At 70.9% G+C, this 22,752-nt stretch carries 23 protein-coding genes; 11 read left to right on the plus strand and 12 right to left on the minus strand.

Going from position 1 to position 22,752, the window contains the following annotated elements; translation table 11 throughout:
- The 3 genes from ACFHWY_RS21505 to ACFHWY_RS21515 form a co-directional block, all read left to right on the plus strand.
- On the plus strand, nucleotides 1-463 hold a 463-nt coding region (locus ACFHWY_RS21505; RefSeq protein WP_416582033.1), incomplete at its 5' end, for a methyltransferase.
- On the plus strand, nucleotides 460-1,650 hold the full coding sequence (locus ACFHWY_RS21510) for a cytochrome P450 (protein ID WP_416582034.1): 1,191 nt from the start codon (nucleotides 460-462) through the stop codon (nucleotides 1,648-1,650). The genes ACFHWY_RS21505 and ACFHWY_RS21510, both read left to right, overlap by 4 nt.
- Nucleotides 1,651-1,678: 28 nt before the next feature.
- Entirely contained in the window at nucleotides 1,679-2,602 is a 924-nt protein-coding gene (locus ACFHWY_RS21515; protein WP_416582035.1) for a hypothetical protein, read from the plus strand.
- On the opposite strand, the gene ACFHWY_RS21520 is transcribed toward ACFHWY_RS21515, so the two are convergent.
- Complete coding sequence (locus ACFHWY_RS21520; protein WP_416582036.1) at nucleotides 2,589-3,746, minus strand: Gfo/Idh/MocA family protein; 1,158 nt, start codon at nucleotides 3,744-3,746, stop codon at nucleotides 2,589-2,591. The two genes, ACFHWY_RS21515 and ACFHWY_RS21520, sit on opposite strands and share 14 nt — an antisense overlap.
- Nucleotides 3,747-3,800: 54 nt before the next feature.
- Between ACFHWY_RS21520 and murI the strand changes: the two genes are divergently transcribed.
- Nucleotides 3,801-4,610 carry a glutamate racemase gene (murI, locus tag ACFHWY_RS21525; protein ID WP_416582037.1) on the plus strand — a complete coding sequence of 270 codons (810 nt, stop codon included), beginning with the start codon at nucleotides 3,801-3,803 and terminating at the stop codon, nucleotides 4,608-4,610.
- 137 nt (nucleotides 4,611-4,747) lie between these two features.
- Here the strand turns inward: murI and ACFHWY_RS21530 are convergent, their stop codons facing one another.
- Nucleotides 4,748-4,930 carry a DUF6223 family protein gene (locus ACFHWY_RS21530; RefSeq protein ID WP_416582038.1) on the minus strand — a complete coding sequence of 61 codons (183 nt, stop codon included), beginning with the start codon at nucleotides 4,928-4,930 and terminating at the stop codon, nucleotides 4,748-4,750.
- Between the two features lie 101 nt (nucleotides 4,931-5,031).
- A complete protein-coding gene (locus tag ACFHWY_RS21535) occupies nucleotides 5,032-6,123 on the minus strand; it encodes a hypothetical protein (protein WP_416582039.1) in 1,092 nt (363 codons plus the stop codon).
- 735 nt (nucleotides 6,124-6,858) lie between these two features.
- Here ACFHWY_RS21535 and ACFHWY_RS21540 point away from each other — a divergent pair.
- From ACFHWY_RS21540 to ACFHWY_RS21550, 3 genes are all read left to right on the plus strand, one after another.
- Nucleotides 6,859-7,356 carry a hypothetical protein gene (locus ACFHWY_RS21540; protein ID WP_416582040.1) on the plus strand — a complete coding sequence of 166 codons (498 nt, stop codon included), beginning with the start codon at nucleotides 6,859-6,861 and terminating at the stop codon, nucleotides 7,354-7,356.
- Nucleotides 7,346-8,674 carry a cytochrome P450 gene (locus ACFHWY_RS21545; protein WP_416582041.1) on the plus strand — a complete coding sequence of 443 codons (1,329 nt, stop codon included), beginning with the start codon at nucleotides 7,346-7,348 and terminating at the stop codon, nucleotides 8,672-8,674. Before ACFHWY_RS21540 ends, ACFHWY_RS21545 begins: the two co-directional genes overlap by 11 nt.
- Nucleotides 8,675-8,750: 76 nt before the next feature.
- On the plus strand, nucleotides 8,751-8,957 hold the full coding sequence (locus tag ACFHWY_RS21550) for a hypothetical protein (RefSeq protein WP_416582042.1): 207 nt from the start codon (nucleotides 8,751-8,753) through the stop codon (nucleotides 8,955-8,957).
- Here ACFHWY_RS21550 and ACFHWY_RS21555 read toward each other — a convergent pair.
- Genes ACFHWY_RS21555 through ACFHWY_RS21595 form a run of 9 tightly spaced genes read right to left on the minus strand, consistent with a single transcriptional unit; the run spans nucleotide 8,947 to nucleotide 18,375 of the window.
- Complete coding sequence (locus ACFHWY_RS21555) at nucleotides 8,947-9,738, minus strand: PIG-L deacetylase family protein (protein ID WP_416582043.1); 792 nt, start codon at nucleotides 9,736-9,738, stop codon at nucleotides 8,947-8,949. The two genes, ACFHWY_RS21550 and ACFHWY_RS21555, sit on opposite strands and share 11 nt — an antisense overlap.
- The gene (locus ACFHWY_RS21560) at nucleotides 9,735-10,976 is read right to left on the minus strand and encodes a glycosyltransferase family 4 protein (protein ID WP_416582044.1); all 1,242 of its coding nucleotides are present in this window, start codon (nucleotides 10,974-10,976) and stop codon (nucleotides 9,735-9,737) included. Before ACFHWY_RS21560 ends, ACFHWY_RS21555 begins: the two co-directional genes overlap by 4 nt.
- Nucleotides 10,973-11,842: a sugar phosphate isomerase/epimerase family protein gene (locus tag ACFHWY_RS21565; protein WP_416582045.1), complete on the minus strand. Its 870-nt coding sequence runs from the start codon at nucleotides 11,840-11,842 to the stop codon at nucleotides 10,973-10,975. The genes ACFHWY_RS21560 and ACFHWY_RS21565 overlap by 4 nt, the downstream gene beginning before the upstream one ends.
- Nucleotides 11,839-13,323, minus strand: a complete 1,485-nt coding sequence (locus ACFHWY_RS21570) for a YcaO-like family protein (protein WP_416582046.1) — start codon at nucleotides 13,321-13,323, stop codon at nucleotides 11,839-11,841. The genes ACFHWY_RS21565 and ACFHWY_RS21570 overlap by 4 nt, the downstream gene beginning before the upstream one ends.
- The gene (locus ACFHWY_RS21575) at nucleotides 13,320-14,147 is read right to left on the minus strand and encodes a hypothetical protein (protein ID WP_416582047.1); all 828 of its coding nucleotides are present in this window, start codon (nucleotides 14,145-14,147) and stop codon (nucleotides 13,320-13,322) included. The genes ACFHWY_RS21570 and ACFHWY_RS21575 overlap by 4 nt, the downstream gene beginning before the upstream one ends.
- 1 nt (nucleotide 14,148) lies before the next feature.
- Nucleotides 14,149-15,135: a Gfo/Idh/MocA family protein gene (locus ACFHWY_RS21580; protein WP_416582048.1), complete on the minus strand. Its 987-nt coding sequence runs from the start codon at nucleotides 15,133-15,135 to the stop codon at nucleotides 14,149-14,151.
- Between the two features lie 5 nt (nucleotides 15,136-15,140).
- Nucleotides 15,141-16,283: a class I SAM-dependent methyltransferase gene (locus ACFHWY_RS21585; RefSeq protein ID WP_416582049.1), complete on the minus strand. Its 1,143-nt coding sequence runs from the start codon at nucleotides 16,281-16,283 to the stop codon at nucleotides 15,141-15,143.
- Nucleotides 16,280-17,206 carry an HD domain-containing protein gene (locus ACFHWY_RS21590; protein ID WP_416582050.1) on the minus strand — a complete coding sequence of 309 codons (927 nt, stop codon included), beginning with the start codon at nucleotides 17,204-17,206 and terminating at the stop codon, nucleotides 16,280-16,282. The genes ACFHWY_RS21585 and ACFHWY_RS21590 overlap by 4 nt, the downstream gene beginning before the upstream one ends.
- Nucleotides 17,203-18,375, minus strand: coding sequence for an inositol-3-phosphate synthase (locus ACFHWY_RS21595; RefSeq protein ID WP_416582051.1), 1,173 nt, complete (start codon nucleotides 18,373-18,375; stop codon nucleotides 17,203-17,205). The genes ACFHWY_RS21590 and ACFHWY_RS21595 overlap by 4 nt, the downstream gene beginning before the upstream one ends.
- Nucleotides 18,376-18,575: 200 nt before the next feature.
- Between ACFHWY_RS21595 and galE the strand changes: the two genes are divergently transcribed.
- The 4 genes from galE (at nucleotide 18,576) to ACFHWY_RS21615 (ending at nucleotide 22,589) form a co-directional block, all read left to right on the plus strand.
- Nucleotides 18,576-19,604 carry a UDP-glucose 4-epimerase GalE gene (gene galE, locus ACFHWY_RS21600; RefSeq protein ID WP_416582052.1) on the plus strand — a complete coding sequence of 343 codons (1,029 nt, stop codon included), beginning with the start codon at nucleotides 18,576-18,578 and terminating at the stop codon, nucleotides 19,602-19,604.
- A gap of 376 nt (nucleotides 19,605-19,980) precedes the next feature.
- On the plus strand, nucleotides 19,981-21,165 hold the full coding sequence (locus ACFHWY_RS21605; protein ID WP_416582053.1) for an NAD(P)/FAD-dependent oxidoreductase: 1,185 nt from the start codon (nucleotides 19,981-19,983) through the stop codon (nucleotides 21,163-21,165).
- A 27-nt stretch (nucleotides 21,166-21,192) separates the two neighbouring features.
- Nucleotides 21,193-21,579, plus strand: coding sequence for a DoxX family protein (locus ACFHWY_RS21610; protein WP_416582054.1), 387 nt, complete (start codon nucleotides 21,193-21,195; stop codon nucleotides 21,577-21,579).
- A gap of 116 nt (nucleotides 21,580-21,695) precedes the next feature.
- Nucleotides 21,696-22,589, plus strand: coding sequence for an RNA polymerase sigma-70 factor (locus ACFHWY_RS21615; protein WP_416582055.1), 894 nt, complete (start codon nucleotides 21,696-21,698; stop codon nucleotides 22,587-22,589).
- Nucleotides 22,590-22,752: the final 163 nt, after the last annotated feature.

Raw genomic sequence — 22,752 nt, forward strand, 5'->3', positions numbered from 1 at the left:
ATCCACCCCAACCGGTCACAACCCGACCAGCCGCACGACCCCGGAACTTGCAAAGGCCCTGGCCGGTGACGCGGTGCCAGAATCGCTCGCCGCCCGGGTGACCGCCCACCGGGGTGACCTGTTCGCCGACCCGTTCCCGCCCGGCGCCGAGGCGGTCCTGTTCAGCCATGTGCTCGAGATCTTCCCGGCCGAGCGGGTGATCGAGCTACTGGCGAAGGCGTTCGAGGCGCTGCCCTACGGCGGCCGGGTCCTGCTGTACGGGTTCAACGTCACCGACGACGAGCAGCGGGGTGTGTTCTCGGCCCGACTGTCGCTTTACCTGAACGCGGTCGCCAGCGGCTCCGGCATGGCCTACCCGGCTTCAGACTACGAGAGCTGGCTGCGTGAGGTCGGCTTCCGCGAGGTGACGACGCTGACCGGCCTCCCGTACGAGCACGGGTTGACCGAAGGCATCAAGCCGTGACCGGACCGGTCGCGCTGCCGACGACCCGGCGCTGCCCGTTCGATCCGCCGCCGAGGCTCGGCGAGCTCCGCGCAGAACAGCCGATCCGGCCGCTCGCCTATCCCGACGGGGCGGTGGGCTGGCTAGTGACGGGCTATCGCCTCGTGCGCACCGTGCTGGCTGATCCCCGGTTCAGCACCCGCGCGGAGCTCAAGCGGGTACCGGTGCACCGGCCCAGCACGGAACCGTTCTACGGGCGGCCCGCGCTGCCCGGCTGGTTCGTGGACATGGATGCGCCCAAGCACACCCGGTTCCGGCGACTGCTGAGCAGCCGGTTCGGTGAGCGCCAGATCGCCAGGCTGCGGCCCCGGATCGAGGAGATCGTCGCCGGTGGGCTCGACGCGCTGGCGGCGGCCGACCGACCGGCCGACCTGGTCGAGATGTTCGCGCTGCCGATTCCGTCGCTGGTGATCTGTGAGCTGCTCGGCGTCCCTTACGCCGAGCGCAGCCGGTTCCAGAAGAACAGCATCACGCTGTTCAGTCTCACTGCGAGCGTCACCGAAACCGAGCAGGCTCTCCAGGGGCTCAACGACCACCTCGGCGACCTGGTCCGGCGGCGGCGCGCGAAACCGGCCGGCGACCTGCTGAGCGTAATGGCGAACGACAGCGACCTGGCCGACGAGGAGATCGTCGGCGCCGGGGTGCTGCTGCTGACGGCCGGGCACGAAACCGTGGCCAGCATGATTGGGCTGGGCACGTTCGCCCTGCTGTCGCATAACGGCCAGCGCCGGAAGCTCGCCGAGGACCTGTCGCTGATCGATACCGCGGTCGAGGAACTGCTGCGCTACCTCACCATTTTCCACTTCGGCGTCCCGCGCACCGCGCTGGTCGACATCGAGTTGGAGGGCGTGCAGATCCGGGTCGGCGAATGCCTCACGCTGTCGCTGCCGGCCGCCAACCGCGACCCGGAGACCTTCGCCGAACCGGACCGGCTCGACATCACCCGCCGCGCCACCGGTCACCTCGCCTTCGGGTACGGGACGCACAAGTGCATCGGGCAGAGCTTGGCGCGGTTGCAGCTGCGCATCGCCTATCCTGCGCTCATCGCGCGGTTTCCGGGTCTGCGCCTGGCGGTGCCAGCGGCAGACGTGCCGATGGCCGACGACATGGGCTTCTACGGCGTTCACCACCTGCCGGTCACATGGTGACCAGCAGCTTCCAGGGAGGGCAACCGGCATGAGCGGACCGCAGTTCCGCGTCACCCTGACCACCACTACCACCTTCGTCCCGTACGTGGCGGCCTCCGTGGCCACCCTGCGCGAGCACAACAGGACCGTGCCGGTGGCCGTGTTCGTCGACGAACCGTCGCCGCTGCTCGACCGGCTGGCCCGCAAGCTCGACTTCGACGTTCACGTCGTCACGGTCGACCCGGCCGAGTGGAGCGCTGTGCCGGCCAGGCAGACCGAGTCGGTCCGGTCTCGCATCGTGAAGATCAGCTCGATGTTCGACGCCCCCACCGCGCAGCATCTCTACCTGGACTCCGACACCCTGGTCCGGACCGACATCGCGCTGATGTCGAAGGAGCTGGGCGACCGCCTGGGTACTGAGGACGACCTCTTCTCCCTGCTCAACCGTCCGGTCGCGCCGACCTTGTGGGGCGACCGGCGGCTCTACTTCACCGACCCGGACATCTCTCGGACGGCCGTGGTCGAGCTGGTGCACGAGACCTTTGGGGTGGCGCTGCCCGATTCGGCGCTGGACGACATGAAGTGCTGGAACAGCGGCATCCTGCTGGGCTCGGCGCCGGCCATGCACGAGCTGGCGACGCGCTGGCTGCGCCACTACCGGGCGATGCTGCCGATGGCTGCGACCGGCCGGATCATACCGCGGGACCAGCTGGGTTTCTGGCTCGCGCTCTGGGAGATGCGGGAGACCTTGCGGGTACGGGAGATGCCGGTCCGCTGGAACTTCATGGTCGGCCACCTCGTGCCCGTTCCGGTCGGCACCGAGTCTGTCGACGAGAGCGCCTACGCCGAGGCAGCGATCCTGCACCTGGCCCAGAACAAGGACGACCCGTGGGCTCTGCGGCTGGTGTCCAACGCGCTGCAACGTACCGGCACGGACCGTCTGATCGCCGACGCCGGTGTCACGGTCGACTGACCGGCACCCGGTATGCCGGCCCGGCCCAGGGCGCACCCGCTTCGGAGAAGGAGACGTCACCTTGGGCCGCAGCCGCGATCACCTCGCCGATACCGTCGACCACGTTGCCGCCGCCTTCGGGATGCGGCCTCAGGTACTTCTCGGCGATCAGGGCCGGCGGCGGCGCGGCCGCGAGCGCGTCCAGGATCACGGTGAACGCCCGGGTCGCGACCAGCGACCCGAGAAGCGGCACACCAGACGGGTCACGCCGGTGGTCCAGCAGGTTCTCCAGCAGACCGACGCGGCCCGGCACGACCCGGTGGCCGGCCTCGCCGGCAAGCCGCAGGCGATCGTTCGTGAAGTCCCAGGACGCCACGTCGTGGTCGCCCCGAACCAGCAGTTCGCCGTGCGTGAACGTGTCGGAAGCCAGGGTTACGGCAAGCCGGATCTCCGTCCCGCCGGCCAGCGTCACGGCCAGCCGCGCGGTGTCCTCGACTTCAATGTCCCGGGTGCGGTACCACTCCAGCCCGATCGCCACCGGGTCGGCCGCGCCGGTCACCCCGGCGGCCAGGGCCAGCGCCTGCTGCAGGGCGTGCGCGAACTGGTTGGCCAGCGCGCCGTCGGCCGCCGGGGCGCCGTCGATCGTGCGCCGGCCGGCCCAGACGGTGCGGGCGAAGTAGCTGTCTGGCCGCCACCAGGCACCAGCGACGCTGATCGTGGTGAGGCCGCTCTCCGCCACCAGGCCGGTCAGGAGCGGCAGGACTGGCGAGCCGAGCGACTGGAACCCGACCTGGCACCGCACGCCGTACTGCTCCACCAGCTCGGCCAGCCGGTCGTGCTCGGCCAGCGTGACCACCGGCGGCTTCTCCAACAGCAGGTCACTGCCGGCCCGCACGGCAGCCTCGGCGATGGCGGCGTGGGTGTGCGGCGGTGTGCAGACGACCGTGATGTGCGGCCGGACGTCGGCGAGCAGGGCGTCCGGGTCCTGGTAGATCGCCACATCGTCGAGTGGAGTGTCGGCGGCCGGCGGCACTGGACGCCTGTTGGCGATTGCCACCAGGCGCAGGCGCCCGCCGAGCTGCAAACGGTGGATCTGAAGATGATGCCGACGGCCGTGGCCCAAGGCTCCGATCAGGGCGACGCGCGGCGGGCCGGTCTGCACCACTGTGGAGCTCCTTCCGTCGGCGCCGACTCTAACGGATAAGGGATAGAGGGATAGATGTCGGACGCGGCTATCGGTGTCTTCGACTCCGGCGTCGGCGGCCTGACCGCGGCCCGGGCCATCATCGACCGGCTCCCCCACGAGCGGCTGCTCTACCTCGCGGACACAGCCAACGTCCCGTACGGCCCCAAGCCCCTGGCCGACATCCGCAAGTACGCGCTGGACTGCCTTGACCGGTTGGTGGACGAGGGCGTGAAGCTACTCGTCATCGCGTGCAACAGCGCGGCGGCCGCCTGCCTGCACGACGCGCGCGAGCGATATCCCGTCCCGATCGTCGAGGCGATCCGGCCGGCGGTGCGCCGGGCGGTGGGCGGAACCCGCAACGGGCACGTCGGCGTCGTCGGGACCCGCGCCACCATCACCAGCCGCGCTTACGACGACGCGTTCGCCGCGGCGCCGCAGATCACCGTGACCAGCGTGGCCTGCCCGCTACTGGTGGAGTTTGTCGAGCGCGGGGTCACCTCCGGCCAGGCGCTGCTCGAAGTCGCGCGCGATTACTTGGCCCCACTGCGCGCCGCCGGGGTGGATACGCTGGTCCTCGGCTGCACGCACTATCCTGTCCTGGCCGACCTGCTCCGCTTCATCATGGGCGAGGACGTCACACTCGTCTCCAGCGCCGACGAGATCGCCACCGACGTGTGCAGGGCCCTCGCCGCGACCGGCACCCTGCGCGAGCCCGGCGCCATCGCGCCAGCGGCCCGGCACCGTTTCCTGGCGACCGACGACCCGGCCGCGTTCGGCCGGTTGGCGGCCTCCTTTTTCGGCTCGGCGGATCGCGTCGAGTTGGTCGGTTCCCTGCTGCCGTAGGCTATGCGGTGTTCCCGCCGTCACAGCGGTGACCACACACCAGACGACGACGGTCGACATGCGAGTCCCATCCACGACGGTCGCCGCTGGGGCAGCCCACCGACACCGAGACCCGTCGACCCTGCGGCGCGCCCCGGTCAGGTGGTCCGCCGACCGGTGCGGCGGGAGCGGGCCAGGGCCAGCCCGCCAAGGGCCACGCCGATCAGCCCCGCCATCAGCGCGATGGTGGTGCCACGCCGCCCGCTGCGGATACCGATGCGACTGTTCGGGCGGCTCAGGGCAACTGGACCCGCCGACCAGGAACACTCAGTGCCGAACATCGATCTCGACCGCCGCCCCGGCCCACACCAGGGGCGCGCCGGGTGCCACCCATTCCCGGTGGACGGCACCCGGTATCTCGTCCGAGCCGTGTACGCGCGGCTCAGGGAGCGGTCTCGATCACGGTGCCGACACCGGGTACCGGTCGGGTGCCGTCGAGTACCGGCATCCCCCTCGCGTCGCCCCGGAGACTGAAGGCATAAAAGGCCCGCAGGTACGTCACGGCGAGCTGTTGCTGCTGTTCGGCGCTCGGACGCTCGGGTGCGGTCGGGCAACGCGTGTCGTCACCATCCCCCGGACCTGGTCCGGAGGTCCAGACGGTGTTGAAGTAGTTGTGGTTGCCCTTCGCCAGCCGGACCAGGAACGCGACGGCCTCCGGGTCCTCCGATGCCAGGTCGAAGTACTCCCGGTCCCGTTGCCCCCAACACTCGCTGGACATCACGGCGATCGGAAGCCGGGTCACCTGAACGTCGAAGAAGCCACTGGCGCCAGGGGACGCCACCGTCACCGCGCCACGGATCCGTACACCCGCCGGCAACTCGGCCCGGTTGGCGTCCGCGGCCTGGTACATCACCCCCTCACCGGCCACAGAGTGCCCCATGGTGCCCACCCGGGTCAGGTCCACCATGCCTCTGAAGTCGGTGCGGACCGGCCGGCCGGTGCCCGGGGCGGTGAATCGACCGGCGAGCGGGCCCCCGCCGGTGTCGTTCAACTGCTGCCACAACTCCAGGTGCCGGTTGATCAGCCGGGCCCGCTGCGGCGCGACACCCATCTGGTGGTTCAGTCCGTTCGCGCTGATGGACACCACGACGAACCCGTCCCGGGCGAGGGCTCGCCCCAGGTAGTCGTACCCCCGGTGACTGGGGTACGGCTGCACTCCCGGCGGGCAAGGCCACTGCCAGTCCTGCTCGTCGGCAGAGTAACAGGACAGCTGTTGACCGTGTAGTAGCATGATCATCGGTGCCGTGCCCCTGAGCCTCGCGGGATGGTGCACCACCGCTTTGATCTCCGACTCGTACGGCCAGTCCGGGGGGTCGGTGAACACATGGTCGTTGCCCAAGTCGTACGCCACGATCGCGATGTCACCGGAGGTGGCATCCACCGGTCCGGGACGGCCGAACACCGCCATTGCGACGACCGTGACGATGATCGCGACGAGTGCGACGCTGAGGCGCACCGGTCTGGCACAGGACATGACGTTTCCCATCGTTCAGCTGGACTCCGTGACAGTCCCGAGGCTAGGTGGCACCTGTGTGGAAATTGTCAAGATCGCACCCGATACCCGTTGGGTTCGCCAGCGGGTCGCCGGAAACCTCGCTACGCAGGAAGAGCCCGAACGATCGGGCGATGCGCTTCCTATCGGCGCGTCGCCAATGAATCGAACCTCGCCGTTCAACATACCGTTGCGTCACGACAGCGAAGACCAAGGGCGCTTCTCCATCTGCGGGGCATTCGACACGTCGTCTTGCCGACGTGTTACGCCGAGGCGGCACCCGCTCATCCCCAGATGGGAAGTCATCTCGTTCGCGTGGGCACCGCGGTCGCTGCCCACGCGCGAACGCGCGGAGGCGTTTCAGGCCATGGCCAGTGGCACATGTTCGGTGGTTGCGCGCAGAGCACCGCAAGTGCGGTACAGGGCGCACTGGCCATCCCTGGACGGTGGGTTGACGACCCGTTACGTTGGCCCCGCACCGACTACGTGATGCTGGCACTGCAAGCTCCCGCCAGGCGGTCACATAGGGTGCCAGAGCGATCACGCGGGCGTACGATCTGCAGATCACTCTTGTTACGGTGTCGGCCACGCCAGGGGCCGCCCGGAAGCGGGCGCTGAGGGTTGCGGAGGATCAGTGACACGAGCTGCCGGCGATACCGTCGACCGGACCGAGCGCCTCTGGCGACGGCAGGCCCCATCGACCCCGCAGGCACCTCGATGACCTTCGAGGCAGACCGGCTGGCGACGGTGCTTCCCGGCACTTGGCACGTTCTCGCGACGACGTTTCCAATGTGGTTGTCCGGTCGACGCCTCGACCCGACTTTCACCTACTCCCGCCTCGGCAAGAATCCACTCGTGCTACGCGACGAGGTCCGGTACCGCACCCGGACCGGCGCCCACCGTGGCATCCACGGCACCGACACCTTCGATCCGCACGCCGGTCGTTTCACCTGGCGAGGGCGACTACTGCTGAGCATGATCACCAGCCGGTGGCGGGTCGTCTGGATCAGCGCCGACCAGAACACCGTCGTCCTCACCTTCGACCGGTCGCTGGTGACACCCGCCGGGATGGACGTGATCGGCCGGGACGCCGAAGCACCCGCCTCGGTTCGTGAACGGATGGCGCAGCAGCTCGCCGAGCCCGACAGGCCCGCGTTCCGCCAGCTGCGCTGGCTCACTGCCACGACCACCCCGGGCCGGACCGATGACTGCTGAGGACACGGCGGTCGCGGCGACACCACCTGCGGTGCCGGGCCTGCCCCTGCTCGGCAACGCCCTACAGATGATGGGTGACGTGCAGGGGTTCCTCGTCGACAACTACCGCCGGATGGGTCCAATCTATCGGGTACGCGCACTGAGTCAGGCCTTCACCGTCCTTGCCGGGTCCGACGCCAACCAGCTCCTACGCGACCACGGCGACGCGCTCTTCAGCAGCGAAGACACCATGGGTGGGCTCGACCGTCAGTTCCAGATGCGGGTCCATGTCCTACGTGGTCGTCCACACCGACACCTCCGTGCAATCCTGGCGACCGGGCTGTCGCGAGGACTGCTGACCGCACGGTGGGACGCGGTCGCCGAATCCACCCGACAGGCTCTCGCGAGCTGGCAAGACCGACCCAACCTCCCCGTGGTGGACGCCTGCCAGCGCCTGGCGGCGGCCCAGCTGTCGATCGCGCTGACCGGAGCCGACTCGGCTGCGCGTTTCGAGACCCTGCGCTGGGCCTTCGAACTCGTCCTCGACGTCGAGGTCACCGGCAAACTGCCGGCACTGGTGCTGCGACGACCCGCGTACCGCCGGGCGCGGACCTCCATAATGGACTTCGCCCGGGCGGCGCTCGACGAGCGCGCCGCCACCGCCCGCAGCGACACCCCTGACCTGATCGACCAGGCGATCGCCGCGGTCGACCAGAACGGTCACCCCTACCCACCCGAGACACGCGCGGGAATGGCACTACAGGGCTACTTCGCCGGCATCAACACCGTCGCCTACCTGTACAGCTTTCTCCTCTACGTCCTGGCACGCCGTCCGGACGTGTTCGCCAGGGTCGCCGATGAGGTAGACGCCGTCCACGACGGCGACCACCTTCCCGTCGAACGAATACGTGATCTTCCCGCGCTGCACGCCACGGTGCTGGAGACGTTGCGGATGTTCCCGCCCGCACCGGGATCGACCCGGGTAGCGGTCGAACCGTTCGAGTTCGCCGGTCACCGGATCGAGCGCGGTACCCGCGTGCTGATCGCCACCTGCGTGCCCCACCGACTTGCGCGGCACTTCGCCGACCCCGACCGGTTCGACATCGACCGGGACTTCGCCGGGGCCCGTCGCGCCGGGGTGTACGCACCCTTCTCGGTGGGCAGCCACACCTGTCTGGGCGCGGGCATGACGGGAGCTCTGTCAGTGGCGACCATGGCCATGCTGGTTCATCGGATGCGACCTCATCTTCGTAGGCCGCAGCGGCCACTGCGCATTCAGGCGACGCCCGGCCCGAACCCCGGCAACCGGTTCACCCTCCGGATGACACCGCGAGGCTGAACACTCAGGCCGGCAACCGCGCCCTGAGCGTCCTGGCCGCTCTTCGGCCTCGCCGACATCGACGAGCCCTGGGCCCGTGCCCTCAGCGGCCCGGCAGTTTCCTCGGCTCGGCAGACACCGGCAGCGGAGCAGCCGCCAGGCCGCCCGCATCGCGAGTGACATCACCACGCCCGAGCTGATCGGGTTGATGGTCGGCACCGCACGGGCCCTGGAGCAGGTCGACCCCGACCAGGAAAGCCAACGGCGGATCCTCAGGGTCCTCCGTAACGGGCTCAAGGGCTGAACAAGACGCTGCCGCCCTCTGCGGAAGCGCAAACCCCGGCGAGGCGCCCCACCGGCCCCCACAGCACCTCGACGCAGCCCCGCCCACCGAGCCGCGCGGCCTCGGCGACGGCCAGCGCGCTCAACACCGGCCCGACCCGCGAGGAACCGCCGAACTGGAAGTCGAGCTGTGTGGTGTAGCAGCGGACGGCACGGATCTTCGCGGCGAGCCGGTCGCCGATGTCGACGGGCTGCTCGACCCCGTCCGGCACAGCCTGCCACGGGGGCTCCTCCAGGGCCCGGCGGACATACGGCACGTCACGCCACCACAGGACACCCGTGGCGCAGCTGACGACCGACTCGGTGACGACCCGGTGGTCGACGTGCCCGCCGAGCGCCTGCGGAGCGAGCACCAGATCCGCGGCGCGCAGCCGGAGGCGCAGGGCCACCGACAACGCGACACCGACGGTGTCGTCCGGGTGGACGCCGGTGAACAGGTCGGCGGCGCTGTCGTAGCCGCGATGCGGAGCCTCCGGAAGCGGCAGATGCACCGGCACGGCACCGAGAACCCGGCAGGCCGCCATGTCCTCCGCACGGCGCAGCGCCATGTAGTCGGCGTCCGCCGGCAGGCCCTTGTCGAGTTGGGTGGACAGGGCGAACGGCGACGGTTCCGGCACGGAGGCGGTGAAGCAGGTCAGCACCTCGACGTACCATCCGGCGGCAGCGAGCGCGGCCAGGGTGCCGCCGACGGAGAAGGCGGCGTCGTCGAGATGTGGGCTGACCGCCACAGCGCGGCGGGTCACAGCAGGTGCGGTGCCGAGCGGAAGCGGCACGCCGGGTCCGGCGGGGGGTCGGCGATCTCCGGCACGGTCGTGCCGAGCCCGTCGTAGATCGCGGTGACCCGGCCGGCGACCACCGGCCAGCTCCAGTCCCGCACCACGTCGCGACGGGCCCGCGCGGCGAGTCGCGTACGCAGGTCGGCATCGTCGAGGAGCCGGCGCACCGCCGTGGCGAGAGCCGCCGGATCCCCGGCGGGCACCAGCAGCCCGTTGTCCTCCGAGCGTACGCAGTCACGCACCCCGACCACGTCGGTGGAGACCACGGGCAGCCCGGACGCCATCGCCTCGAGGATGGTGTTGGAGAAGCCCTCGGCGTAGGTGGGGCTGACGAAGATGTCACCGCGGGCGTACACCTGGTGAGCCGTCTCGTAGGGCACCGCGCCGAGCTGCTCGACGTCGCCGGTGAGGCCGAGTTCGGCGACCCGCGAGGTGGCGGCTTCCACGTCGGGGCCGATCCCCGAGATCAGCAGGCGTACCGGCGTGTCGTCGGCGCGCAACTTCGCCACCGCGTCGAGCAGATCGAGCACGCCCTTACGGGCGTCGACGCGGCCGTGGTAGAGCAGCACCGGCGGGTCGGACAGCTCACCGAACGGCCGCGACGGTGCGAACCGGTCGGTGTCGGTGGCCCCCGGCACGACGGTGAACCGGGCCGGGTCGACGCCGTGCCGGTCGCACACCTCGGCGGCGAACGACTCCGAGCCGATCAGCAGTGCCGGCGCGGACGCGAAGACCGCCCGTACCAGCTGTCGGTGGGTGTCGCAGCAGGTGCCGACCCAGTGCCCGTCGCCGCCCTGCACCGAGACCACGGCGGGCAGACCCGCGGCGCGGGCCGCCCGCAGCACCGCCAGGCCGTTCGGGTAGGCGTACTGGGCGTGCAGGACGTCGAAGGGACGCCGGGCGTGCAGCCGGAGCACCGTGGCGGTCATCGCCGCCACGTCGGCCTCGAAGTCGGCCGGTTCACCCCGACCGACGGCCTGTTCGCCGTGCGCCTCCAGCGCGTGCACGGTGACGCCTGCCGGCACCCGGTCCGGCGGCGGCGGGCCGCCACCGTAGACGGCGCGACCGGCTGCGTCGCCCCGGAACTGAGAGACGAGCGTGACGTCGTGGCCGGCCCGCACCAGGTGCCGGAGCAGGTTCTCCGCGTACGCGCTCATGCCGGACACCGCCGGCCAGTAGCGGCGGGAGACAAAGCAGATCCTCACGTCGCGGTCACCTCCAGCAACGCCGCCTCGATGTGGGCACGCTCGGCGGCCCGCAGCGCGGACAACGCGGCCGGTACCAGAACGTCGGCCCGGTGAGCGTCGCGGGACAGCTCCAGGCTGACCAGCCCGCGGTAGCCGGTCTCGGTGAGCACGCCGAGCACCGCCGGCAGGTCCATGTCACCCTCGCCCGGTGCGCGGTGCTCGTGCCGGCCACGAGGCATGTCCTCCACCGCGCAGGCACCGAGCGCCGGATGGAAGGCCCGCACCGCCTCGGCCGGCGAGTACCGGCCGGAAACCAGGCAGTGCCCGGTGTCCAGGGCGAGGGTCAGGCCGGGCACCAGCGCGGCGAGGCGGGCCCAGTCGTCGCAGTCGTCGACCAGCATGCCCGGTTCCGGCTCGAACGCGCACCGTACGCCCCGCCCGGTGGCGTACGAGACCACGTCACGGACGCCGTCGACGAGCCAGCCCCAGCAGCGCTCCCGGTCGGTGCCGGCCTCGGGCACGCCGGCCCAGAACGACACGGCCTCGCTGCCCAGGTCGGCCGCCACGTCGACGCAGGTACGCAGGTAGTCACACCGCCGGGCGCGGTCCGCCTCGTCCGGCGAGACCAGGGTGGGATGGTGTTTGCGACGGGCGTCCAACAGGAAACGGGCACCCGTCTCCACGACACTGGCCAGGCCGAGTCCGGTGAGCCGGCGGGCGAGCCGCGCAGTGCGGCCGGCGAGGTCCGGGGCGTACGGGTCGTGGTGCGCCACGTCGAGGGTGAGGGCTACCCCGTCGTAGCCGGTGTCGGCGAGCAGCGCGAGGGCGTCGTCGAGGCGGTGCGAGGTCATGCCGTTGGTGTTGTAGGCGTACCGCAGGCTCATCCGGCGCTCCGGGCGACGGCGTACCGGGCCGGTTCCCGGTACAGCGGATAGAGCGGTCCGACCCTACGGTTCACCCCGGCCAGGTCGAGCCAGGCATCGCCGCCGAGTTGCTCCCGTCCGGCCGCGTTCAGAACGACGGGTGCGGCCCCCTCGCGTGGCGGCGTACCCATGCCCACCAGCGGCGAGTCCCGCTCGACGAGCCGACGCACCCCACGCGCCCCGATCCGGCCGTAGGACATCGTCTCGGCCTCCAGCCCCGGCACGATCACCTTGACCGCGACCGCCCCCTCACCCGGTGCCACGACCACCAGCACGTCGAAGTCGGCGAGCCTGCATAGCAGATCCGACAACAGCGCGGGCGGGTCGTCCAGTGCGCCGGACGCCACGGTGGGCAGCGACGAGAACGGCACCCGGGTCCGTTCGGCCAGCACCACCGGCGCCAGCAGGTCACGCAGCTCGGCGCCGCTGAGCCGGGTCCACTCGCGCATCGCCCGCAACGCGTGCGGCTCCTGCGGCGTCAGGGGTCGGGCGAACTCCCGCCGCCAGTACGCCTCCGGCGCGACCGGTGTCAGTGCGCCGAGCGCTCCATGGGAGAAGACCTTCCGGGCGCGGGACGACACGTACTCCAGCAGCGCCTTGCGCAGCGCGACCTCCCGGTCCGGGTGGGCGGCCTCGCCGCACGCGGTCACCGCCAGCGGCGGTGTCTCCGGCTCCCGGTCCATCCCGACGACGTGCACGTCGACCATCCCGAAGTCCGTGGCGGCGAGTTTCGGCAGCACCTCGATGCCGGCGTCACGCAGCCGCGCCAGCACCGCCAGGGTCACCGGGTCGCGCACCTCGTCCAGATCGAGCACCACACCGCGGTCCATGGCCCGGAAGGCGGTGACGTTGCCGTCGCGTTGCAGCAGCTCCAGCAGGCCGTGCGCGACCGCCCGCTCAACGGTGTCCCCCGCGCCGGAACCGTTCGTGATCACCCTGACGAGCCGTTCCGCCGGGTCCTGCCACGGCAGGTCGTCGCCGGACGAGGCACAGAACTCGGCCGGGACGAGGACGGTCTCACCGGTGCGCCAGCGCAACGCGGGCAGCCATGACCGCGGTTGTTCGTCGTCCACCGTCGTGCCGGCGGTCAGCACCAGCGACCGGCAATCGACCACCCCGTCCGGCCCGACCTCACGCCGCAACTGCGCGTAGGAGGCCCGGCGGGGAACGACACCGCGCAGGTGCCGGTGCAGCAGCAGTTCCTCCGCCAGTTCTCCGTAGGCACCGGTACGAGCCTGCTCGGCGGTCAGCCCGTAGCCGAAGGCCACCGCCCGGGGCCAGCCGGCACCGAGGTGATCGGCGGTGAAGACCGGCACGTCGAGCCGGTCCACCGCGCTCACGTCGAAGTCGCCGACCTCGCCGGGCGGCAGGGCGGCGGCGAACTGGTCGGCGACCGACACCGCGGTGACGGTGTCGGTACGGGGTCGCAGTGCTCGGGTCATGTCAGCTCCTCGATGGGAATCGGACCGGCCGTCGGCTGCCCGCGCAGCTGCCGGTCGAACAGGGCGAGCACCTGCTCACGGCCGACCGGCGCCGCGAACTCGAACGGGGTGGCGACCGCCTGGAAGTCGAGTGTCTCGATCAGCTCCCGGGCCTGACGAACTTCGGCATGCGACAGCGGGATCTGGGCGTGGTACGCCTTGTGGCAGGACAACCCGACCGGCATTGTGCCGGCCAGATCAACCTTGATGAGGTCACCGACGAAGAGGATGCCCCGTCGGGTGTCGTGCAGGACATTGTGGCCGGGGAAATGGCCACCGCTGCGGTACACGACCAGGCCGGGGGCCAACTCGTGCCGGTCGTCGATCGGCCACGTCACCCGGAACGTCTTCGTCCACACCAGATCATCGACGCCGATCGCGAGCACCGGCGGGGCCAGCTCGTCCTGCAACTGCCACAGCGCGCCGTAGCCGTGCACGTGACTGGCACCGAGTGCGACCAGGCCACCGCGGCGGCGCAGGTCAGCAAGCGCGGCGGGCGGGTACCAGCCGGCGGCCTCCCAGCCGACCGCACCGGCGTCGGTCTCGATGACCCAACCGGTACTGCCCAGCCCGAGCTGCGGCTCACACCAGTAGCCGGTCACCCCGGGGGCGACCTCGGCCCAACGGGCCTGCCGCCCGTTCGCCACCTCGTCAGCCGAGTGGAACAGCCAACCCTCCTCCGGCAGGGCGTTACGCACGTCCGTACAGACGGGGCAGCCCGGCGGCGGGGCGAACCAGCGTTGCCAGTGCCCGCAGTTGTCGCACGCGTACGGCCGCAGCGGCATGTCAGGCCCCTCCCACGGTGTGCAGCAACTCGTGCAGACGCAGGTCCCGGGCCAGCGGCCAGGGCCAGTCGGCACCACGTACCGCCGCGCCGAACGCGCGGAGCTGCGCGGTGAACGGGCTGGTGCGGGTATCGAAGGGCAGCTCGGTGACGACGCCGGTGGCCGCGTCCAGGCGCCGGAGGCTGCCGCCGGCGGTCTGGCCCATCGTGTCCACCGCCACCAGCTGGGCACGGGTACCCACGATCTCCAGACGACGGCGGGGTAGTTGCTCGGCGGTGTTGAAGCTGACGTGTGCCGACACGAGGACGCCACCGGCCGTTACGCCGGCCAGCACCGCCCCGTCGTCGACTGGGTAGGGGTGCACCCGCCGCTGGGTGAGCACCGCGAGGCTGGTCAGATCGTCGCCGAGCAACGCGCCGACGAGGTCCACGCCGTGCGGGGCGAGATCGGCCAACGCGCCGCCACCCGAGCGGGCCGGATCGACCCGCCAGTTGTCGTGTGGGCGGCCGTCCGGAGACCAGTCCGGGGGCAGCCAGCAGCCGTAGGTGATGCGTACCGCCGTCACGGTGCCCAGGTCCCCACCGGTGACATGCGCGGCGACGAGCCGGTGTGCCGGATGGAACCGCTGATCGAAGGCGGTGCCGGCGAGTGTGCCACCGGCGGCGGCGACGAGCCGGCGGGCGTCCGTCACCGTCGCCGCGAGCGGCTTCTCGCAGAGCACCGGCAGTCCCGCCTTGGCGACCGCGGCGACCAGATCGGGGTGGCTGTCGGTCGGCGTGGCGACGTAGACCGCCTCGACGTCGCGCTGATCGAGCAGCGCGTCGAGGTCGGTGGTGGCCAGGGCCTCCGGCCCCAGGGCGGTGGCTGCCGCCGGGTCGCGGTCGCAGGCTACCAGGAGGCGGGCACCGGCGGCCCGCATCGCGGGGGCGACATGGTCACGCGCCACCCAGCCACAGCCCACCACACCCCACCGCACCGCATCGTTCACACCCGTCACCACCGCTCGGGCAGGTCGAGCAGGAGCCGACGGCACACCGCATCCGGTCCGGGCGGGTCGGGCCAGCGCGGCGGCAGGTACATCGCCGCCCGGTCGCCGTACTCGGCCGCCCACCGGTCGTCGGGCCAGGTGCGGTCACCGTCAAGGTAGAGGGGGTTCCGGCGCACCGGGACGCCGTCGGCGGGTAGCAGCAGCGCCGGGTCGGCCGGCGCGGCGGCCCCGTCGCGGGCGAGCCCGAGCGCCTCCGTGGCGGCCAGTGCCGCCCCGGTGGCCGCCACCGGGAGCCGGCCACCGGCCGTCGCGGCGGTCAACTCCTCCTCGGCGTACGCCGTGGCACCGGGCAGCAGCGCCGTCCACTCGTGGGCGCGCAGCGGCAGGCCGGCCCGTCCCGCCGGGTGCGTGGCGTTGTGCAGGTGCCCGAGCAGCACCGCCCCCCGTGGCCCGGCGGCGGCGGTCGCGGTGGCCACGAAGCCGGCCTTGTCCGACAGGAAGTACAGCGCGTCGTGGCAGGCGACGTGACGCGGCACGTGCGAGGGAGGCAGCGGCCAGCCGGCGATCAGGTCGGCGCAGACCAGCGCGACCGGTGCGCCGGTCGGCAACACGAAACGACGGGCCAGCCACAACTTGGCGAATACCACGTCGACACCGGTGAGGTCGGTCTGCCCGTGCAGCGCAAGATGCCGCAGCAGGTGCCCGGCGCCGCAGGCCAGATCCACCACCGCCCGACCGGACGGCGGGTGAGCGGCGGTGAGGGCCAGCGTGGCCAGCCAGCTGGGATCGGACCAGCGGTGCCGGAAGTAGGTGCCGACCCGGCCGAGACCAAGCAGATCGACGGCCTCGGTGAGGCTTCCCGCTGCCAGCGCGGCACGCAGCCGACGCGGTGTGGGCCGATCGCCGTCCCACCAGTCGTCGGTGTCGGCGAGAAGCAGCATCGTCGCACCGCGCGGGTCTCCGGCGTCCAGCGCCGCCACCGTGGCCGCACGTAGGTCCTCGCGCCCGGGGCGTAGCCACGGGATACCCTCGACCACCGGCCAGCGGCGCACCCCGTCGGTGAGGCTGTGTGCGGTGTCGGCCCGCAGCCCGCTGCCGTCCGGGCCGCGCCACCGAGTACCGGCGACCGGGATGCCGACCGCGGTCACAGCCCGGCCGCCCGCAGCACCGCACGGTGGTACCCGGCGCACGGCCCGTCGTGCACCAGTTGAAGGTCGACAAGTGCCTGCTCGGCGGTGAAGGCCGCCGCCCGGGCGTGATGGTGGGTCTGGAGCACCCGGTCCAGCACGTCGGCGGCGTGGAACGCGGCAGCGAGCGGGGTGTCTACGTCGACCCGGCCCGCCAACGCCGCGTCGACCCGGGCCGCGAGCTCAGCGGGCAGGCCGGCGAGTTCGATCTCGGTCAACCTGTCGACGATCGGGTCGAGGTGCTCACCGAGCAGCTGCTCACCGGCGAACCCGGCGTCGGGCAGCCGGGCGTTGTGCAGGTGGTGTGCCAGGCCGAGAAGAAAGGCCTGGCCGAAATCCGCGCCGACGTCGTCGGCGAGCAACGCGGCGTAGACGGCCACCGCCCAGCTGTGCTCCGCGTGGTTCTCGGCGGGCTCGACCATCAGGCGGGGCCGTCCCGGCGCGGTGGCACCGGCGCGGGGCTGCCGGCACAGAGCGGGCACGAATGACGGCACACCACCACCCGTCGCACGATCGGCCACCAGGCCCGGCAGCGCACCACGCAGCCGGCCGACCGTGTCCCCGTGCAGCGTGTCGGCCAGTTCCGCGACCGCCCGGGCGAGAACCGTCTCCGCGTCCGGCGCGGACAGCCCGCAGGCGGTGAGGGTGGCGGCGTCCAGGCCGGCGAGACGCGCCCCCGCCACGGCGGCGGCACACTCCCGGGCCGCCACCACCGCCGGATCCGCGCCGTCGACCAGCGCCGCCCACGACCGCTCGAAGGCCCGTGCGGCCACGGAGCCGTCGGCGTGCGCGACCCGGACGCGCTTCAGGTCACCGATCTGCCGAAAAGCCGGTACGACCGCGGCCAGCCGGCGGGTCGGCGCCGCCGCCAGCACGGCCGTCATGCCGCATCCAACCACCGCAGCAGGGTCCGCTCCTGAACGTGCAGCGCGTGTTCCGCGGTACCGCCGCGGGTCAGCGGCGCCTTGAAGAAGTAGCCGAGCTGCTCCTGTGGGCCGCCCTCGCCACGGCGGGCCGCTTCGACGACGAGCCGCACCAGCTCGATCACCAGCGGCGCGGCGAGGATCGAATCCCGACACAGGAAGTCGACCTTCATCTGCATCCGTTGACCCAGGAAGCCGACCAGATCGATGTTGTCCCAGGCCTCCTTCGCATCCCCGCGCGGCCGGTAGTAGTCGATACGGACCACGTGGTCCTCCACCGCGTACCCGAGCATGTCGTCGAGCACCGACCCCTTGGTGTCCAGCTTGCTGGCCAGCGACGACGGGTCGTCGAGGATCTGCCCGTCCCGGTTGCCCAGGATGTTCGTGGAGTACCACCCTTCGACGACCAGCGCCCGGGACCGGAACGCCGGGGCCAGCACCGTCTTGATCAACGTTTGACCGGTCTTGCCGTCCTTGCCGGCGATCGGCACCCGCTCCCGCTCCGCCAGTTCGACGAGCGCCGGCACGTCGGCCCCGAGACTCGGGGTGAAGTTCACGTACGGGCAACTCTCACGGATCGCCGCGTACGCATAGAGCAGGCCCGGCGTGATCGTGGCGTCGTCGCAGTCGAGCCCCCTCTCAAACTCCGCGAGATCGGACAGCACCGGCGCGGTCGGGTCGGGTCGCGCCTCGGTGGAGGCGAGGTTGACCACCACCACCCGATCCAGTGCCTGTTCCGTCCAGAACCGGCGCAGGTCCTCGCGGACGTGCGCGACCCGATCACGCAGCGGCCCGACCGGTACCACGTTGGCGCCGGTCGCGTTGCGGCACCACTGCGGGTCGGACACCGCCGGCCAGGGCTTGATCGCCTGCAACGGTCCGGCCACGGTGTCCAGCTGCGCCGGCTCCACCACCCGGTGCACGTGCGCGGCCTTCGCCAGGTCGTCCGGGCACAGGTCCCAACCGCCGAAAACCAGCGACTCGTACGGCACCAGGTCGGTGCGGTGGGCCAGTGGCAACCCCGACGTGTCGCGCATTCCCAACTTGAGGAGTTCCACCCCGGCGACCGCCGTCGTGGCCACCGCGCCACCCAGTCCCACCACCGCGACCCCGATGCGTTGCTCCGCCATGCTTCCTCCCGTGTCCACCCGGACGCCCGAACTCGGTCGGCCGGTTACCCGCGAACGGGGCGGGCATTCCCGCAGCTCGGCGCCGATCGGCCGGAGGGCACTGGCTACGACGATCGCCCGCTGCCGGCCGTCGCCTGTGGGCAAGATGCAGGTAGGTGCGGACACCGCACCGGCGGTACGCCTACGGGGAGGGCTAGATCGTGAAGGTGCTCATCGCAGGTGGTGCCGGTTTCATCGGCAGCACCGTCGCCTCCTGTCTGCTCGACGCCGGCCACACGCCCGTGGTTATCGACAATCTGGTCACCGGTCGGCGGGAGTTCTGCTACGGCCGGATCTTCCACGAAGGCGACATCGCCGACGCCAGCCTGGTCGACGGCGTACTGCACCGCCATCCGGACATCGAGGCCGTCGTGCACTGCGCGGCACTGACCGTCGTACCCGACTCGGTGGCCCGGCCGGTCAACTACTACCGCGCCAACGTCGCCGCGACGGTGGAGTTCGTCGACCGGCTACTCGTCCACGGCGTACGCCGTCTGATCTACAGCTCGTCGGCCTCGATCTACCAGCCGGGCCCGGACCTCGCGGTTGACGAGACGTCGTCCCTGGGTGCCGGCAACCCGTACGCGCACACGAAGCTGGTGGTGGAACGGATGCTCGCCGACGTCGCGGCCAGCACCCCGCTGCGCGTGCTGTCGCTGCGCTACTTCAACCCGATCGGCACCGACCCGGCCCTGCGTACCGGGCTGCAACTGCCCACACCCTCCCACGCGCTCGGTCGCCTCATCCACGCCCACCGCACCGGCGAGCCGTTCCCCGTCGCCGGATTGGACTGGCCCACCCGCGACGGATCCGGGCTGCGCGACTACGTTCACGTCTGGGACCTCGCCACCGCCCACCTGCGGGCCCTGGAACGCTTCGACGAACTCTTCCCCGCCGGTGGACCCGGCCACCTGGCCGTCAATCTCGGCACCGGCACCGGCACCACGGTCCTGGAGCTGATCGCGGCGTTCAACGCGCTTGTCAACCCGACCGTCGCCGTGGCCGAGGCGCCACGCCGCCCCGGCGACGGGGTCGGGGCGTACACCCGGAGCCGCCTCGCCCGGGACCTGCTCGGCTGGCGCGCGGAGCGGGACCTGACCGCCGGCATCGCCGACTCCCTGGCCTGGTTCGGCCAGCGGGAACGACTGCTACCCGACCTCGCCGTGATGCCGCACAGCCTGACCGGCTGACCGGCGCCGTCGGATCTGCCGTGACGTGTCCGACCTTCGCGGCGAGCACCGGGAGGTGGCGCCAGGAGTCATCTGCGAACGAGGATCTCGTCGAGTGGTTTGCGGTCGATCGCGGGCACCTCAGCGTCCGCCGCCGGGTATCCGACAGGAATCACGACGTATCCGGGCTCCTCTCGGGGCCGACCAAGGATCCGGCAGCAACGGCGCGGTCCGCGCGTACTCCACCTCAGTCATCTCGGAGCGTCCACCTTGGGCCTTCCGGACCCCCGTGACGCCCACCCAGCCCGCGCCGGTGGAGTGATCTGCCTCACGGGCAGTCAGAATCATCGACCACGTGGTGTCTTGAGGCCGAGCCCCTTGAAGCGAAGGAGACACCATGGGTGGGAACACTGATGTGCTGGTGATCGGCGGCGGGTACGCCGGTGTCATGGCGGCCAATCGCCTGACGCAGCGCGACGACCTGACAGTAACGTTGATCAATCCGCGCCCGACCTTCGTCGAGCGGATCCGCCTGCACCAACTGGTGGGCGGATCTGACGACGCGGTCGTCCACTACAGAGAAGTCTTGGGCGAGGGTGTCGGTCTGGTGGTCGACACCGTGACACGGATCAACGTGGCTGAGCGAGGCGTGACGTTGGCGACCGGCGGAACGGTCGGCTACGACTACCTGATCTACGCGGTGGGTAGTGGCAGCGCTGACCCGCGCGTACCCGGCGCGGTCGACTTCGCCTACCCGATCGCCACCCTGGAGGAGGCGCAGCGGCTGCGGCGGATCGGCGACAGTCTACCTGCAACGGCCTCGGTGACCGTGGTCGGAGCCGGTCCGACCGGCATCGAGACCGCCGCCGAACTGGCCGAGGAGGGCAGAAGGGTGACCCTGGTGTGCGGCGCGGTGCTCGGCCCGTACCTGCACAGCCGGGGTCGGCGCTCGGTGGCCAAGCGGCTGACCAAGCTCGGTGTGACCGTCCTCGACGGCCCCGACGCGAAGGTGACGGCTGTCACTCGGGAGACCGTGCAGCTCAGTGACGGCCGCACGTTGCCGAGCACTCTGACCATCTGGACCGCCGGATTCGGCGTGCCGGACCTGGCCGCCAGCAGTGGGCTGAGCACCGACGCCCTGGGCCGCCTGCTCACCGACGAGACGTTGACGAGCGTGGACGACGTGCACGTCGTCGCGGCGGGTGATTCGGCGGCACCGTCGGACCTGCCGCTGCGGATGAGCTGCCAGGCCGCCACGAGGATCGGCGCACATGCCGCCGACACGGTGCTCAGCCGAATCGCGGGTGAGCGGCCTATGCCCATGAACCTGGGCTTCTTCGGCCAGTGCATCAGCCTGGGTCGTCGCGCCGGCATCTTCCAGTTCGCCTCGAAGGATGACACCGCGAACAGGTTCTACCTCGGCGGCCGTCCGGGCGCGAACCTCAAGGAGTTCGTCTGCCAGCACACGCTCAAGCATCTGGCGGACGAGGCGCGCACGCCCGGCTCGCTCACCTGGGTCAAGGATGACAAGCGCCAGGAGTTGCTGCGGGCCAAGCGCGCCGAGGCGCTGGCCAACCGCTGACCTACACCCAAGGCAAGGAGAGACCGCATGAACCTCGCTCTGTGGATTGCTGCCGGACTGCTGGCAGCAGTGTCCCTGCTCGGCGGCATCACCAAGACGTTCGTACCCAAGGAGAAGCTGGCTGCTGCGCACAGTGGTGGGGAGTGGCTCAAACATGCCAGCGTCGGCTTCGTCAAGACTCTCGGGGTCCTCGAACTCCTGGCTGCGGTTGGCCTGATCCTGCCCGCCGTGCTCGATATCGCACCGTTCATGGTGCCGGTGACTGCCGTCTGCTGGGTCCTACTCATGGTCGGCGCGATGATCACTCATGGCCGCCTCGGTCAGTTCACGTTGGCGATGCTGAACTTGGCCTATATCGCGCTTGCCGCCTTCATCGCGTGGGGGCGCTTCAGCCTTGAGCCCTTCACCAGCTGAGAGTCGCTGGCGGGATGGGGTCGTGCTGGCGCGGATGATCTGAAGGACCCTGCTGTGGGTGCACGATCGAAGGCCTTTGACGACCGGGGCATCCTGCGAAGAAGAGGGGCCGAGATATGAGCCATGCCGATGACCCGGCGACCGACACCTTCGTCGCCCACCGCAACCTGCTCTTCACCGTCGCATACGAGATACTCGGATCGGCGGCCGACGCCGAGGACGTCCTTCAGGAAACCTGGCTGCGCTGGGTCAAGGTCGACGCGGAGCACGTGCGCGACCAGCGCGCCTACCTGGTCCGGATCACGACCCGACAGTCGCTCAACCGGCTGCGCACAATGAAGCGCCGCAAGGAGGCGTACGTCGGCCCCTGGCTACCTGAGCCGATGCTCACCGCGCCGGACGTGGCCCAGGACGTCGAACTCACCGAGAGCGTGTCGATGGCGCTCTTGATCGTCCTAGAAACGCTGTCGCCGACCGAGCGGGCCGTTTTCGTGCTGCGCGAGGCCTTTAGCGTCAGCTACGACGAGATCGCGGCGGCACTCGGCAAGAGCCCCGCAGCCGTCCACCAGATCGCGCACCGTGCCCGCCAGCATGTCGATGCCCGCCGCCCTCGCACAGTGGTCTCCCCGAGCGAGACCCGGGCAGCTCTGAAGTCGTTCCAGCGCGCGTTCGAGACCGGGGACCTGCAGGGCCTGCTCGACGTGCTCGCCCCGGAGGTGGTCCTGGTCAGCGACGGTGGCGGCGTCAAGCAGGCCGCGCTACGGCCGGTCATCGGCGCAGAAAAGGTGGTCCGCATGTTCTTCGGTGCTCTGGGCAAGGTGGAAGGCGCGCTCACCGGCGAACCAACAGTGGTCAACGGCAACCCGGCACTCCTCGTCCGCCTGGACGGCGAGATCGACGGCGTGATGGCGATTCGTGTCGAGGACGCCCGCATCAGCGGCCTCTACTACGTCCGCAACCCCGAGAAGCTGACCCGCGTGGAATCCGAAACTCCGCTTACCCTGCGATGAGCACCGGGAGCAGTTCGGCTCCAGGGGCAAGGCGCGGATTTCGGTTCGGTGCGGGTTTGGGCCACCACTGGTGGCAACAATGGGGCCACCTCGTCTTCCCGACCGTCTGCGTGGCTGCTGCGTGCTGTGGGTCAACGTGCCGTCCACAGCACCGAGGCGCTCG

The sequence above is a fragment of the Micromonospora sp. LOL_024 genome (genome assembly GCF_048060415.1).
Lineage (GTDB): Bacteria > Actinomycetota > Actinomycetes > Mycobacteriales > Micromonosporaceae > Micromonospora.

Bases quoted from the DNA above. Each gene is read 5' to 3' on its own strand.
- ACFHWY_RS21515 (WP_416582035.1), top strand. From the start codon at position 1,679: ATGAGCGGACCGCAGTTCCGCGTCACCCTGACCACCACTACCACCTTC.
- murI (WP_416582037.1), top strand. From the start codon at position 3,801: ATGTCGGACGCGGCTATCGGTGTCTTCGACTCCGGCGTCGGCGGCCTG.
- ACFHWY_RS21530 (WP_416582038.1), bottom strand. From the start codon at position 4,930: ATGTTCGGCACTGAGTGTTCCTGGTCGGCGGGTCCAGTTGCCCTGAGC.
- ACFHWY_RS21535 (WP_416582039.1), bottom strand. From the start codon at position 6,123: ATGTCCTGTGCCAGACCGGTGCGCCTCAGCGTCGCACTCGTCGCGATC.
- ACFHWY_RS21540 (WP_416582040.1), top strand. From the start codon at position 6,859: ATGACCTTCGAGGCAGACCGGCTGGCGACGGTGCTTCCCGGCACTTGG.
- ACFHWY_RS21545 (WP_416582041.1), top strand. From the start codon at position 7,346: ATGACTGCTGAGGACACGGCGGTCGCGGCGACACCACCTGCGGTGCCG.
- ACFHWY_RS21565 (WP_416582045.1), bottom strand. From the start codon at position 11,842: ATGAGCCTGCGGTACGCCTACAACACCAACGGCATGACCTCGCACCGC.
- ACFHWY_RS21570 (WP_416582046.1), bottom strand. From the start codon at position 13,323: ATGACCCGAGCACTGCGACCCCGTACCGACACCGTCACCGCGGTGTCG.
- ACFHWY_RS21575 (WP_416582047.1), bottom strand. From the start codon at position 14,147: ATGCCGCTGCGGCCGTACGCGTGCGACAACTGCGGGCACTGGCAACGC.
- ACFHWY_RS21590 (WP_416582050.1), bottom strand. From the start codon at position 17,206: ATGACGGCCGTGCTGGCGGCGGCGCCGACCCGCCGGCTGGCCGCGGTC.
- ACFHWY_RS21595 (WP_416582051.1), bottom strand. From the start codon at position 18,375: ATGGCGGAGCAACGCATCGGGGTCGCGGTGGTGGGACTGGGTGGCGCG.
- ACFHWY_RS21605 (WP_416582053.1), top strand. From the start codon at position 19,981: ATGGGTGGGAACACTGATGTGCTGGTGATCGGCGGCGGGTACGCCGGT.
- ACFHWY_RS21610 (WP_416582054.1), top strand. From the start codon at position 21,193: ATGAACCTCGCTCTGTGGATTGCTGCCGGACTGCTGGCAGCAGTGTCC.
- ACFHWY_RS21615 (WP_416582055.1), top strand. From the start codon at position 21,696: ATGAGCCATGCCGATGACCCGGCGACCGACACCTTCGTCGCCCACCGC.